Origin of the sequence: Streptomyces sp. NBC_00569, from assembly GCF_036345255.1 — a bacterium.
GTDB lineage: Bacteria > Actinomycetota > Actinomycetes > Streptomycetales > Streptomycetaceae > Streptomyces.
In genome coordinates, this window is record NZ_CP107783.1 from 8,313,793 (window position 1) to 8,326,970 (window position 13,178).

A 13,178-nucleotide genomic window follows, 5' to 3' on the forward strand; every position below is an offset into this window, starting at 1 on the left:
TCCTTCTCGACTCAGGCTCCGCCCTGGGCCGGCGCGGGCTCCGGGGGTTCTCCGACGGCGTGTTCGGCGATCACGCCGGTCTTCTTGCGCTGGACGAACCAGTAGTAGGTGAAGCCCGCGGCCGCGACGACGCCGACGAACAGGACGCCGCCCCAGCGCAGATACCAGTGCTGGGGTCCGGTGGCGTTGTAGACCGCGGCGCGCGGCCACAGCAGGTTGACCGACATCGCGGCGCCCCAGAGCACCGCCAGGATGTTGACCGGCAGGCCGAAGCGGCCCAGTGAGAAGCAGCCGGGCGCGGGCGTCCACTCGCCCCGCAGCCGCTGGACCAGCATCGGCCCCGTGACCAGCAGATACGCGATGTAGATCATGATGATGGCGATGCTGGTGACGACCGAGAAGATCTGCGGTTGTTTGACGTTGACGACGAGGATGGCGATCGCCACGATCCCGATCAGGCACGTGGCGACCACCGGTGTCCTGAACCGCGGGCTGATCCTGGCCAGTCGGGAGCCGGCCGGCAGGTTGTTGTCACGGGCCATCGCGAACGCCATGCGCAGACCGGCGGTCTGGACGGACAGGGCGCACACCGTGATGGCGATGACGACGCACCACAGCACGGCCAGGCCGACCGTCTCGCCGAGCGTGGCCTTCACCACGTACTGCAGACCGTCCACCGACAGCTCTTTGGCCTGCAGATCAGGGGTGGCGAGCAGCGCGAAGAGCAGGATCAGGCCGCCCAGGACGAAGGAGGCGATGAGCGCGCGCAGGATGGCGCGCGGAGCGTTGCGGGCCGGATCGATGGACTCCTCGCCGAGCGAGGAGGCGGTGTCGAAGCCGTACATCACGTACGCCGAGGCGAGCGACGCGGTCAGGAACGCGCCGAGGTAGCCGAGCGGCTGGCCCTGTCCGTGGCCGCCGGTGTCGAGGAGCGCGCTCGGACCGCGGGTGATGTGCGCTGCCAGCAGGCACACCAGCACGACCGCGGCGATCAACTCGATGAAGACCCCGGCGGAGTTGATGGTGGCCATCAGTTTGACGCCGAAGGCGTTGACCAGGGTGGTGAAGAGGATGAGGATCGTGCCCAGGAGCACGGCGTTGGCGGCCGCGTCGTACTGTCCCGTCCCGTCGCCGATCACTTGGAAGACGCTCGAGATCTGAGGCAGCGTCAGCTGGTACGCGAGGGCGACGGCGGCCAGCGACACCATGGTCGCGATCGTCATCATCCAGCCCGCCAGCCAGCCGATGTGCGGACCGCCCGTGTGCTTGGCCCAGTTGTAGACCGACCCCGCGACGGGGAAGCGCCCCGCGAGTTCACAGAAGCTCAGCGCCACCATCAGCTGGCCGATGAAGACCATCGGCCACGACCACCAGTAGGCCGGCCCGCCGAAGCTGACGCCGAAGTAGAACAGCTGGAAGGTGCCGGTCAGGATGGAGATGTAACTGATTCCGGCGGCGAAGGTGTGGAAATTGCCGAGGGTGCGCTTGAGTTCGGGCTTGTAGCCCAGCTCCGTGAGCGCGGCGTCCTGGTCGTGACCACTCGCGGCGTGACCAGGTCCGTCAGGCGGAATGTCCGGCATCGCCGTTCTCCTCTCCCGCGCGGGTGGTGGCGTGCCCAGGGCTCACTCGAACCACCGCTGCGGCCGTGACGCGGTGTTACGCCAGATGTGCTTGGCCTCCCGGTACTCCGCGAGGCCGGTCGGACCCAGCTCCCGGCCGACGCCGGACTGCTTCATACCGCCCCACTCGGCCTGCGGTACGTAGGGGTGGAAGTCGTTGATCCATACGGTCCCGGCGTTCAGCAGGGACGCGACCCGCTCGGCTCGCTCGGCGTTCTGCGTCCAGACCGCACCGGTCAGGCCGTAGACGGTGTCATTCGCGAGGGCGACCGCCTCGGCCTCGTCGCGGAACCGCTCGACGGTCAGGACCGGTCCGAAGGACTCGTCGCGCACCACCGACATGCCCGCGGTGCACTCGGTGAGGACGGTCGGCGGATAGAAGTAACCGTCCCGAAGCGCCGGGTCGTCGGGCCGGACGCCACCGCAGCGCAGCACCGCACCCTCCGCGACACCCGCGGCCACATACGCCTCGACCTTGTCGCGGTGGGCGGCGGAGATCAGCGGACCCGTGCGGGCGTCCTCGTCGAACGGGCCGCCCATCGGGATCGCCCGGGCCCGCGCCACCAGGTCCTCGACGAACCTGTCGTGCAGCCCGTCCTGGACCAGCAGCCGCGCCCCGGCCGAACAGACCTGACCGGAGTGCAGGAACACGGCCATCAGGGCGTAGTCGACAGCCGTCTCGTAGTCGGCGTCGTCGAACACGATGTTGGGATTCTTGCCGCCGAGTTCCAGAGCCACCTTCTTCACGGTGGCCGCGGCCGCGGCCATGATGCGCCGTCCCGTGACGAGACCACCGGTGAACGACACCATGTCGACCCGAGGGTCCTCGGTGAGCGGTGCCCCCGCGTCCGGACCGGTGCCCAGGACGAGATTGGCGACCCCGTCGGGCAGCCCGGTCTCGGCCAGCAGCCGCATCAGGACGATCGCGGTGTGGGGAGTGAGCTCGCTGGGCTTGAGGACGAAGGTGTTGCCCGCGCCGAGCGCGGGGGCGACCTTCCAGGCGGTCTGCAGCAGCGGATAGTTCCAGGGAGTGATCAGCGCGCACACACCGACCGGCACGTGCACCACCCGGCTGTCCACGCCGGGGGTGCCGGTGTCGACGATCCGGTCGGTGCCCCCGGAGGCCACCAGATTGCCGAAGTAGCGGAAGCAGTTGGCGATGTCGTCCATGTCGTACTCGCTCTCCGCGAGCCGTTTCCCGGTGTCCAGGGATTCGGCGCGGGCGAGTGCGTCCTTGTCACGCTCGATGAGGACGGCCACGCGCAGCAGCAGCGCGCCGCGCTCGGCCGCCGGTGTGGCGGGCCACGGTCCGCGGTCGAAGGCTTCACGGGCCGCGGCGACCGCCGCCGCCGCGTCCTGCGGACCCGCCTCGTCGACCGTGGCGACCAGCGTGCCGTCGGCCGGGCAGCGGATCTCGCGCACCCGCCCGTCGACGGCGGCGATCCACCTGCCACCGATGAACAGCTCAGGCATGCAGACTCCTCCGGGTCGGACGTTCGGTCCAGCTCCCGAGCACGACCGGTCCCCCGACCCTGCTCCCGGGCACGCGGTGTGGTGCTCCGTCAACCGACAGTAAGTACGCGGCGTCGTCGGCGCAGCACCACGGGGGCCGGCGGTGAGGTGAGAGGCGTCCCGTTGCCGGCCGTCAGGCGCGACCACCCGGCGGTGCTCGTGCCATGTCAGGGAAGTCGGCGGGTCCCAGTGAGGCGGCTCGCGGGCGGGCGGCTCGCCGGCTGTGTTCGCCCGCCGGTTCGGAGGCCGGCGGTGCGCCGTCCCGTGCGTTGTGGTCCATTGGTCCCCTCCCGGCCCACGCGTGGAGCGCCTGACTGGGCCATTGGCCCAAGGCATTCGCCTGCTGTTGATCCATAGGCCCTTGAGATGCTGTGATGTTTCCGTCGATGGCGCTGCGGGATCTCCGCGGCGCCTTTTTCATGCGGAGTTTCGCGGTGACGCGGAAAGGGTGGGCGGCTGTGCTGAAGAGGGTGTTCGTGGCTCCGGATCCGGGGCGGCTGCGGCTGCGCTTCGCGGCCCGTGGCGTCCTCGGAATCGGCCTTGCGGTGGCCCTGTGCGGGCTCGCCGGACACTCGCTCGTCGCGGCCATCACCGGTGGCCTGGCCGCGCTGCTCGCCCTGTTCACGGTGACCGACGCGACGGTGCGCGGACAGGCCGTGACGACCGCGCTGCTCCCGGCCGTCGGACTCCCGGTGCTCGGGCTCGCGGCCGCGCTGCACGACGTGCCCGTCGCCCGTGACCTGGCGTTCCTCGCGGTCGTGGGCGCCGGCGTGTACGCGCGGCGGTGGGGGCCGCGCGGGCACTCCCTCGGCGTGTTCGCGTTCATGACCTTCTTCGCCATGTCAAGGGCGCGACAGGCAACCAGTCCCGTATAGCCGGTGTTCTTGCTGGTCGGAGCTGTGCTGGGGTGCACTCGGCGAGCCGCATGTGTGGCCACGTGTTGTCGGGTGAATCAGGGTGCGTGCTGACCACTTGCTGACTTCCCTGACGCACCGTTAGGTGACGGTGTGGGTGCGCGTTCTGTGGTGAGGCCGGTGACCGTGCGGACCGAGTGGCGGGGCGGAACAGGTGCTCCAAAGAGCCGAGCCCGAAGCGGCGGATCAGAGTCGCCAGCAGTATGGCGCCCGCGACGAAGGTCAGGGACGCCGGCAGCGCTGCCCGGGCTTCGCCTCGAATGGTGGACCCGGCCCGCCCGGCTCAAGAGGAGGCCTGGGACGCCCTGCGCCGCGCTTTCGACGTGATCGCCGAGCCCTAGACCGGCGAGCCCGGACCTCCGATGGGCATGATGCGGCTGCTCAGCGACGCCTGCACGTTGATGACGCGGCACTGGGAGAAGACGCAGGGCTGGCAGAGCATGCTGGCGCCAGAGATCTCCCGTCGGCTCGGCGGGCCGGATCCCGTCATCGACATGCGGGCCAACGCACTCGCGGCGGCCGCGATCTCGTGCCTGGACGCGGCCGCCGATGCTGGACCGCAAGCGGCGGGACCCCTCGATGCCGGACCTCGTGGACCAGGCGATGGGCATCCTGCGGGAACCGGGCGACGTTTCCGGATAACGCATCACGCCCGCGTGCTTGGGCCTCCCCTACGGCCGTACCTCGCGCAAGGCAGGGGCCAGGCGGCGAGCACAGGCAACTGCCTTGCCGTAGCGGTGCCTAATCGACCGCGCCGCTGAACATCGTGCCATTCCGAGCAGCGGCACGATCCCAGGAAGGACAAATCACGAAACTTACTGCTATCGGTGCTGGCGCCATCGGGGGCAATCTGGCCTGCAAGCTTGCCGCCGCCGGTCACGACGTACAGGTGGCCGACGCCAGGGGCCCCGAGGCCGTCCCGGCTGACGTGCTGGAGCCCGGCGCCCGCGCCGTGCCCCTGGACTCTGCTGTACGGGACAGGGACGTGATCATCATGTCCATCCCCTTCGAGCGTGCCCCAGAACTGGCCGACGTGCTCGCCCTGGTCTCCGACGAGACGGTGGTCATCGACACAACCAACTACTACCCGCACCTCAGCGGGCCCATCGAGGCAGTGGACAGCGGGCAGGTGGAAAGCGTGCGTAACGCCGAAGCCCTGGGCCGGCCGCTGGCCAAGGCATGGAACGCCGCCCTGGCCGAGACCCCCCGGATGCACGAGGGTCCGGAGCCGTCTCCGCGTCAGCCGAGGCGCTGCTGGCGCGCCCACGCGTCGACTTCGGAGACCTTGAACTGCAGCTTTGCGTTCCGGCCGGCGCCGAACTTGTAGACGGCCAAGCCGAGGCGGGGTGCGTCGCGATAGACCCAGGTGAGAGACATGTTGAGGTACTCGGCGGTCTGCTTGGCATCCATGAAGCGCGGGGGCATCCGACCTCCAATACTTGTGCGGGAGATCAGTGTCAGCACGGGATGCGACTTGGTGAGGCCGTAGGAGGCCTGGTACGAGTTCGTCATTCCGTTCGGGAGGGCGGATCGTTGCCCGGGATCGTCGAAGCGGACGATCTGGGTACTCACGTCATGAAGTTGTCTACCGCGTCGCGCTGACCTGGAGCGATGCAGCTTCAGTCGCCTCTGGCCAGCGCAGATCAGTCTTTGAGGGTCTGTCAGAGTGCGTGCCGTCTTATGCAGTCGATGCTCCCCAGCAGCGCTGATCCTCCCCAGATTCCCCCCAGGGAAGGCCGCCGTGACGGACGGCGAGAGACGAAACTTGGCGCTGTCGCTGGCACGGTGAGTGACTGTAGCGGGTGCTCAACCGGCATCCCGGGGGTGATCTCGGCTCCAAGATCTCCGCCCTGTGCGTACCCGTCGCTTCGAAGGCACTGCGTCCGGCCACTGATAGCGAGGCGGCTGCCCGCCCTGAGCCGTGACGGTCCCACATGGCACAGGTAGTCGGAACCGTCTTCTGACGTCCACGTGGTCCAGTTCGACGCCGTTCACGCAGGTTTGGTCTTGGTGGTTCAGGTGCGTCGACGCTGTTGGTGACACGGACGTGACAGAGGTTGACCCTCGTCGGCCTGCGGGGCCGCTGGCGCGGCGCTGGTGGGCCGCGGCCTGGGAGTGGATGCTTCCGGTAGGTCGGGGCATGCCCAAGAACTCGAACAGCTGTAGGCATCGTGGCGCGGGATGACTACGATCGCAGTCGTTCGCTCGTGACCTGTTGTGGGTGCAAATTGCGCAGCGAGAGGGCGGCGGGTGGCCGATGTGGAGCTATCCGGGGAGGCGGTCGACGATCGCACGAGTGTCCGTACTAGCCTTGCCGTTCGTTTGGACGCGCTTCCGTGTCTAGGGCCGGTTGAGGTCCGTTGGCTTTGTTGTTGAGGCTGCTTCCGGTGGCGCGGGGCAAGCGGTAAGGATGAGCGCGTACAGCCCTGCTGGGGAGAGCGTCGGGTGCAGGACGAGAGCGGGTTGGTCGATGGCAATCGCGGCACGAGAGCCCTTGGGTGTGGTTGCGGGAGCGCTGGCTCCCGGCGATCTCGTACCCCGTGATGCGAACCTGGCGGTTGTTGAAGCCGAGGGGGCGAAGGTCGTTGCGGCCTACCGAGTCGAGGCGCGAGAGCGGGAGCGACGGGCGGCTGCGGGTATGCCACCCCTGACGCGGCCGGATGCCCTGAACCTCTTGATGGCGCTGCCGCTCGGCGAGCCTGTTCCTGCCGGATCACTGAACGGCAGGGAACGCCGAGCGTTGAAGTGCCTGCCGAAGGGGGCGGTGGTCCGACGCGACGGATTGATTACCCGTCTGGCAGCCCAGCCGGTCCACGTCGACATGGTGTTCGTGCCCGGACGCAGCTGGGAATCGGCGATGGAGCGGGCCGAGCGGTTCACGCCATTCACTGCTCGTTCCGTATTGATCGATGGCGCGTTGCGGCGCAAGAACGAGGCGGTGATGCGCGCTGACTTCTACGGCATCGGATTGCTCCACGTCCAGGGTGATGCGGTCGAGGTTGTTGTGCCACCCAGCCCCTTCGTGCGCAAGCGCCATACGGTTGCTGGCTGGAAATTCTTGGAAGACGTCCACCGTCAGCTCCCCTGAGCGGGTGCATCCGGCTACTGAGCGACGGGCAACGTCGCCCATGCTTTGAGCGGCGCGGGTACTTGGAACCCGGACTTGGGACTCGCACCCACCCCGATGCGCTGGTTTTCCAGTGCGTAGCGGTCGACGGCTGCAGCGCATTTGTTGCGCCACCACGTCTTACGCTCGGAGCCGGCTCGGTGGCTTGCCATGTCGCTGACCCATGCGCCCCAGGTGTGGATGTTGTGGTTCTCGGCTTCACGCCGCGTTTCACCGTCGGAAAGGTAAAAGCTGTCGAGGCTGCGCCCGTCGCACTCCTCGCAGTCGCAGGTTGCCGGATCGGCATTGCCGTAGACCTTGGAGAAGAACTCGGCGCCCTTGAAGCACATCAACTGCGGCATCAGGATGTGCGGGTACGTGGGGCCGCCACCGCGCTTGCCTATCTGGGCCTTCTCGTCGGGTGGTATCGCGTGGCGGAGCGAGCTCTGGACGCCGATTCCCGCGCAGAGGGCGCCGTGCGCCATCACGTCGAGAGCTGCGAGGTCTGTGCGCAGCAGTGACATGTGCTCGACCTCGGTGAACAGCCTGCGCAAGTTGGCCGGGATGTCCTTCGTCTGTCCCAGTGGGTCGAACTGGCAGAAGAGGATGACTGCCTTCGGGTGACGGATCTTGTCACAGACCGAGATCAGTTGGCCGATGTTCTCCCGGCTCAGCCAGGTGACATCGATCGGAAGGGAGACCAGCGTGTCTGCTCGCTCGATGCGGTTGGCTTCCCGCATTACCGCTTTGAGGGCGCGGGAGTTCGCCGGCGGTATGTAGCCGGTGGGTGTCAGTGCTGCGGTTGCACCTCGAGCCTTCTGGAAGTTCAGCGAGGTGTCCACGGCGGCGAACAGTTCGTCGGGAGGAGCCATGAACGGCTCCTCCGCCGTTGCCGTGTACGTGGTGTACACGGCGCTGTCGATCAGCAGAGTGCCCTGGTAGCCGACGTCGGCGCGGAGCTGGAAGGCGCGTGCGTCGGCGTTGGCGCCGGTCATGACCACGCCGCTCAGGCCGTCATCGAGGGCCGGGCGAGGTCGGGGAGTGTACTGGGCATGTTCGTGCAGTAGTACCCGGCCTTGCAGGAGCGGCACCGCTGCCACGGTGTGGTCGAGCGTCTTCACGGCGGGCGGTCGCCGCCTCGGATCGGGAGCGTTGCTCATGAATCACCTCGCAGAAGGGTCCGGCACGTCCTTGTGTCCGGACGGAGAAGAAGCGCACAAGTAGATCTCGTGGAACTCCTCACGACCCAGCCCCGCCAGATGCGCGGTCTCGGTCGCACTGAGGTGGTGCTGCCCCTCAAGCCAGGTGACGGCCTGAGCGATATGGCGCGGGGTCTCGCGCCGGATGACGATTGGTTCGTTGGTGCGGTAGCCGAGTGCGGACAACTCGACCATGAGCGTGCGGTACTGCCATTCGCTGATCACGCCCAGGTCCACGGCCCGCCGGATGAGAGCGGCCATGGAGACCCCCCAGCGGGCTTTGAGATCCATGAGGCGGGCGACGTCGATGCCGGGCTTCAACTCGCCCAGGATCACCTCGTGCGGCATGAGGAACTCGGCGGCGAACCGGTCGGCTTGGGACTCCTGTGTACGTCCCTCGCCTGGCTCGCGGTGCATGATCAGATGGCCCAGCTCGTGAGCGAGGCTGAAGCGTGAACGGTCGCCAGGGGCAGTGGAGTTGATGAGTATCAGCGGCGCCCGGTCGTGCGGCCACTGGCTGACGGCGTCGAGTTCGGTGGTGCCCAGATCGCGGACTACGACCAGGGCGCCGGCGTGTTCGAGCAGCGCAACCAGGTCGTCGATGGGGCCGGTGGGAACGTTCCACTCTTCGCGCAGCGTCTCCGCTGCGTCCGCGGGTGTGTCGAAGTCGTTGACCTCAATGTGCCTGAACCGGTGGGGATGACGAAGGGCCGCCGCCCGCGCTACCGCTTCGACCTGGAGGCGGGTGAGGGCCAGCGTGGCATGGATTCGGCGCAGCGCGGGGGCTCCCAGTGAGGCCCGCTTGCGGTGGTGTATCAGCCCGATGCCTGCCCCGGCCGTATCGGCGGTCTGGCACAGCATTTCGGGTGTGAAGCGAAGCGCGGCGGCGAACAGGAGGACCCGCTCGGCCCGGACCGGGATGCGTCCGGCTTCGGCCCGGCTTACGTACCCCTGCGTGATGCGGTTGTCGTCCACGTGCGACATCTGCTCGGCAAGCTCGGACTGGGTCCATCCTCGAGAGTCGCGCGCCAGGACGAGCATGGCGGGATCCGCGAGCAACTCCTCTTGATCACTCACGGTCCGCCTCCATCCCTGACAAGCCTCAACTCCACTGAGGGTACACGGTTTTATCCCTCAAAATATTCCGTACGTGATCCGTAAGGTGTCATGCCTTCAGGGATACCACGCGCCCCTGGCAGTCCAACTGTCTGTCTGGTGACCGTTGTTGGGTGGGAGAGGGCTTCACGTGCATCATCCGCCCGAGACATCGCTGCACAGATCAGGAGGTCGCTCCGCGGTGGAACACAGGGTTGCCGCATCGTGTTCGTCACGGCTGTATCTCTCGCACGTTCGCCGCCATCAACGAACATCAATTGCCGCATAGGTGCGGTTGGCGGTCGAGTTTGAGCACGTCGGGTTCGGGTGTTGTGGGGGCGGGAGGATGGGTGGGTGCTGTCCCTGCTCTGGGGTCTGACTCCTGACATCTCTGACCAATGTGTCCTGGTCTCACAGTGTCGGCCGTGGGCCGGGGATGGTGCGTTGTCGGTGCCGGGCTGGCGGGGTGTGTACCGATAGACATCTCAGCGAGCTAAGAAGTCAAGTGGCAGCCGTGATCATCGGCGGAGGTGGCACCTCGATCCCGTCGATGGACGTTCTGTTCGACACCCCCCGCTGCAACGTCATCACCGGCGTCGGCGGCCCGGAGCCAACGGCAAGAAGACTCCGGTCTACGTGACGGAGGACGCGCCGTGGTCCGCGGTCCGAGACCGGGTCAACCCCTACGGTTTCGTTGCCTTCACAGTCGATCCGGGTACCCATCCGGGCGGCCGTACGACGATGGCTGTGACGTACTACGCCGTCACCGGTCTGTACGGCCAGGCGGAGCCGGTCGACACCTTCACCCTGCAGCGCAACCGAAATGACCGCGCACCCGAACGGTGAACTCAGATGCGCTGCAACTGCTGCTTTGTGACGGCGACTTCTGATACACCCGTGCTCGCCTGCCAGTTGGGGACGCACCGCCGCAACGGCCTCGCCTGATCCGTAGTGGGCTTCAGGTACTCAACGGCACAGCCCGACAGGTCCGGGGCCGACGTGGCGGTGATCGTGACGAACGGCAGAGTCACCGCGTCGGCTGTGGCCTTCGCCAAGCAGCAGCGGCTGCTCGTGGTCGACCGCCACACCCTCGGAGTGTGGGCATCCGGCTCCCGCCCCCTGGGGAATCTCCTCCGGGTTGTCCCCGCCCCCTCGCAAACCAACAACCCTCTCCCGAGCAGGTCCTCCGGTCCACTCTGCGTCAGGGGGCGGCGCTGCAGCGAGGCGACCAAGACGTTCAAGGCGGCGGGTCATAGTGCGCAAGCTGAGCGCGGAGTGCCCATCACGAACCGGCTGCGCATCGTCACGTTTCCAGCAATGACACGAAACCGTTCCGGCAGGGCGCCGTGTGCTGGCCGACGGTTCAGTCGTTGACTTCGGCTCACCGGGTCTTATAGGCCGTGGTCGGTGCTCAGGACTGGTAGCGCAGACGGGGCAGAGCTGCACGCCCAGGGTGTCGGGGTGCTGCTTGAGGTGGTACGGCGGGTGCAGGGGATGGGCCTGCTCGGCGCTGCGGGCGGCCGGGTGCGTGGATGGAGGGCTGCCGCTCGGCTCTTTCCGCGGAGGGGTCGAGATCGATGAGAGCGCACCTTCCGTACCCTCGGCCGTCGCTGCGGCGGAGACTTGAGCGGTGGCCTGCCCTTACGCGGGGAGCGCTCACCGGCAGTGGATACCCGCCCCGGGCAGATACCTGCGCGTTCACCAACCTTGATCGGCTACGTCACTCGGTGGGACGTCACCGGTGGCGGCAGCCGCCACCGGTGAGGAGCTACCGGCGGCCGCGTTACGCGTCCGCCGCGGCCCGATCGGCGACCGCCGCCCGTCGCGGCTCCTTCCGCGTGGTCGACCGCAGCCGCTCCAGCGCCCAGGGGCCAGGACCAAAGGCGGCGAACATCAAGAAGATCCAGGCATACAGGGCAGAGGGCTCACCGTTGTTCTCGATCGGCAGCAGGCCGGTCGGCTGGTGGACGGTGAAGTAGGCGTACGCCATTGATCCCGAACAGATCAGCGCCGTCGGCCGGATGAACAGGCCGAGTGCCACGAGGATGCCCCCGACCAGTTGGATGACGGCCGCCCACCATCCGGGCCACGCGCCAAGCGGAACGCTCCCGCCATGCGTACCAACGGCTCCGCCCATCACGCCGAACAGCGAAGCGGCGCCGTGGCAGGCGAAGAGGAACCCGACGACGATACGGACCAGTGATTGCATGGAACCGGCAGCCTTGGTCCCGACGGATTCGACAGAGCGGTACATGAGCCTCAGTCCTTCAAAGCGTGTGGGGCAATGGGGAAATGCGGTTGCGGATGTACGGCGTGGGGGAGGATTCGGCCGCGGAGAGCGGTACCCGAACGGCGATGCGGGACGCTATATGCCCCCGCTCGCAGGTGGGCTGCCAATTGGCGAACAGTCAGCCAACGCTGGAAGCAGGCCAGTTCAGAGGGGTCGCCGCAGCGCAACCCGGCATCTGTGCGAAGCGGTAGGCGCGTTGTGATCGTGATCACCGGCCGCCGCTCTACCTGGTCGAATGCGCGGTTTCCCTCTCGTTTGCCAGGTAGTCGTTGTGAGCCGGAGTGCGCCCGTACAAGCTGCAAGCGGCCCGCCCCACTCGGGTGAATCGCCGCCGGCCGGCTCCCGCGCCGACGACGCTGTCCGAGGGCCATGGCAGACACCAGCTATGGAGGGACCGGATGATCGGCCATCTTTGCTACACGGCAGGAAAGAGCGACCCCACGCTCGTGCTGGACCGCAGGGCGATGCCCGCGGACGAGCGGGTACTCATCAACACGCTCCTCGTGGCGCGTGACTGGCTGGCCGATCACTACGCGGCCGATGTCACGACCATCGCCATGATCGAGCCGTCCGCCGACCCGAATTCCGACCTTGACCACCTGTTCGCCCAGTACGTGCCCGGCACACTGCCGCGTTTCGCTCTGCGCGGCAGCTGCGGGAACTCGATCCTGTCCTCCGTCGCCGTGGCACACCGCCTTGCCTGGCTGCCCCGCCTCACCGAGGGCCGCCGATGGCACGTCAACGTCCTCAATACCGGTGACCGAGTCGCCTGCGAGGTCAGCGGAACCAGCCGTACTGCGGCGTTCGCCGTGGAATTCGCCTACGACCCCCCTCGCCGACTGCGTGACCTGCTGCCCGCCGGAACGCCGCAGACCGAGCTCGAGGGCGTACCGGTGTCCCTGGTGTCCGCCGGCAATCCGTATGTCTTCGTCGATGCCGCCGAGCTCGGTCTGCCGGATCAGGAGGCCCTGTTCGCGGCCGGTTCGGCGGTGCGAGAGCGGCTGGCCGGCATCCGCCGTGCCGCCGCGGGCCGCCTGGGCCTACCGGAGAGCAGCGTGTTACCAAAGATTGCCGCCGTGGGCCAGTACCAGTACCGGCGTCTGGCGGTTCTGACACTTCCGGCGCCGGTCCCGTCCGCTCCGATTGCGCCGGCCGACGCCATCACTGTGGCCGCCGCCGCGGTGATCGACGGCACGATCCCGCAGCGGCTGGCCCTCCAGGGCTGGAGCCGGACGGACGAACTGGTCATCGACACCCCAGGCGGCACCACGGTCGTGCGGCTCTCCGTGTCGGGCACCACCCTGCAGGACACCCTGGTCCGCGCAGGCGTGCGCCGCGGGACCGTCCGGTATGACGGTCCCGTCTTCCTCGAGCCGCTGCGCGACCTGATGCTCACTCCCGCCCACATCAGCTGACGCTCCAACAAGCGCCGCTCCACGTAAC

General features: G+C 67.7%; 9 protein-coding genes and 1 pseudogene. 4 read left to right on the forward strand and 6 right to left on the reverse strand.

Annotated features, from left to right (window positions below):
- Window positions 1–11 precede the first annotated feature (11 nt).
- Window positions 12–1,580: an APC family permease gene (locus tag OHO83_RS37450; RefSeq protein WP_330280416.1), complete on the reverse strand. Its 1,569-nt coding sequence runs from the start codon at window positions 1,578–1,580 to the stop codon at window positions 12–14.
- A 42-nt stretch (window positions 1,581–1,622) separates the two neighbouring features.
- Window positions 1,623–3,092: an aldehyde dehydrogenase family protein gene (locus OHO83_RS37455; protein ID WP_330280417.1), complete on the reverse strand. Its 1,470-nt coding sequence runs from the start codon at window positions 3,090–3,092 to the stop codon at window positions 1,623–1,625.
- Window positions 3,093–3,589: 497 nt separating this feature from the next.
- Between OHO83_RS37455 and OHO83_RS37460 the strand changes: the two are divergent.
- A pseudogene (locus OHO83_RS37460) lies at window positions 3,590–3,970 on the forward strand (FUSC family protein); the annotation flags it as partial.
- Window positions 3,971–4,811: 841 nt separating this feature from the next.
- The gene (locus OHO83_RS37465; protein WP_330280418.1) at window positions 4,812–5,372 is read left to right on the forward strand and encodes an NADPH-dependent F420 reductase; all 561 of its coding nucleotides are present in this window, start codon (window positions 4,812–4,814) and stop codon (window positions 5,370–5,372) included.
- Here the strand turns inward: OHO83_RS37465 and OHO83_RS37470 are convergent.
- Window positions 5,285–5,617 (reverse strand): helix-turn-helix transcriptional regulator, encoded by a 333-nt coding sequence (locus OHO83_RS37470; protein ID WP_330280846.1) that lies wholly within the window; start codon window positions 5,615–5,617, stop codon window positions 5,285–5,287. The genes OHO83_RS37465 and OHO83_RS37470 overlap by 88 nt on opposite strands.
- A gap of 898 nt (window positions 5,618–6,515) precedes the next feature.
- On the opposite strand from OHO83_RS37470, the gene OHO83_RS37475 reads away from it, so the two are divergent.
- On the forward strand, window positions 6,516–7,133 hold the full coding sequence (locus OHO83_RS37475; protein WP_330280419.1) for a hypothetical protein: 618 nt from the start codon (window positions 6,516–6,518) through the stop codon (window positions 7,131–7,133).
- A 14-nt stretch (window positions 7,134–7,147) separates the two neighbouring features.
- Here OHO83_RS37475 and OHO83_RS37480 read toward each other — a convergent pair whose 3' ends face one another.
- The 3 genes from OHO83_RS37480 to OHO83_RS37490 all read right to left on the reverse strand — a co-directional run bounded on the left by OHO83_RS37480 (window position 7,148) and on the right by OHO83_RS37490 (window position 11,699).
- A complete protein-coding gene (locus OHO83_RS37480) occupies window positions 7,148–8,311 on the reverse strand; it encodes a hypothetical protein (RefSeq protein WP_330280420.1) in 1,164 nt (387 codons plus the stop codon).
- Window positions 8,312–8,314: 3 nt separating this feature from the next.
- On the reverse strand, window positions 8,315–9,391 hold the full coding sequence (locus OHO83_RS37485) for an ImmA/IrrE family metallo-endopeptidase (RefSeq protein ID WP_330280421.1): 1,077 nt from the start codon (window positions 9,389–9,391) through the stop codon (window positions 8,315–8,317).
- A 1,837-nt stretch (window positions 9,392–11,228) separates the two neighbouring features.
- Window positions 11,229–11,699, reverse strand: a complete 471-nt coding sequence (locus OHO83_RS37490) for a DoxX family protein (protein ID WP_330280422.1) — start codon at window positions 11,697–11,699, stop codon at window positions 11,229–11,231.
- A 434-nt stretch (window positions 11,700–12,133) separates the two neighbouring features.
- On the opposite strand from OHO83_RS37490, the gene OHO83_RS37495 reads away from it, so the two are divergent.
- Window positions 12,134–13,150, forward strand: coding sequence for a PrpF domain-containing protein (locus OHO83_RS37495; RefSeq protein ID WP_330280423.1), 1,017 nt, complete (start codon window positions 12,134–12,136; stop codon window positions 13,148–13,150).
- Window positions 13,151–13,178: the final 28 nt, after the last annotated feature.

What these genes read in the sequence shown, in the direction of transcription:
- OHO83_RS37485 (WP_330280421.1), bottom strand. Translation starts at nt 9,391, where the DNA reads ATGCTCGTCCTGGCGCGCGACTCTCGAGGATGGACCCAGTCCGAGCTT.
- OHO83_RS37475 (WP_330280419.1), top strand. Translation starts at nt 6,516, where the DNA reads ATGGCAATCGCGGCACGAGAGCCCTTGGGTGTGGTTGCGGGAGCGCTG.
- OHO83_RS37490 (WP_330280422.1), bottom strand. Translation starts at nt 11,699, where the DNA reads ATGTACCGCTCTGTCGAATCCGTCGGGACCAAGGCTGCCGGTTCCATG.
- OHO83_RS37450 (WP_330280416.1), bottom strand. Translation starts at nt 1,580, where the DNA reads ATGCCGGACATTCCGCCTGACGGACCTGGTCACGCCGCGAGTGGTCAC.
- OHO83_RS37495 (WP_330280423.1), top strand. Translation starts at nt 12,134, where the DNA reads ATGATCGGCCATCTTTGCTACACGGCAGGAAAGAGCGACCCCACGCTC.
- OHO83_RS37480 (WP_330280420.1), bottom strand. Translation starts at nt 8,311, where the DNA reads ATGAGCAACGCTCCCGATCCGAGGCGGCGACCGCCCGCCGTGAAGACG.
- OHO83_RS37455 (WP_330280417.1), bottom strand. Translation starts at nt 3,092, where the DNA reads ATGCCTGAGCTGTTCATCGGTGGCAGGTGGATCGCCGCCGTCGACGGG.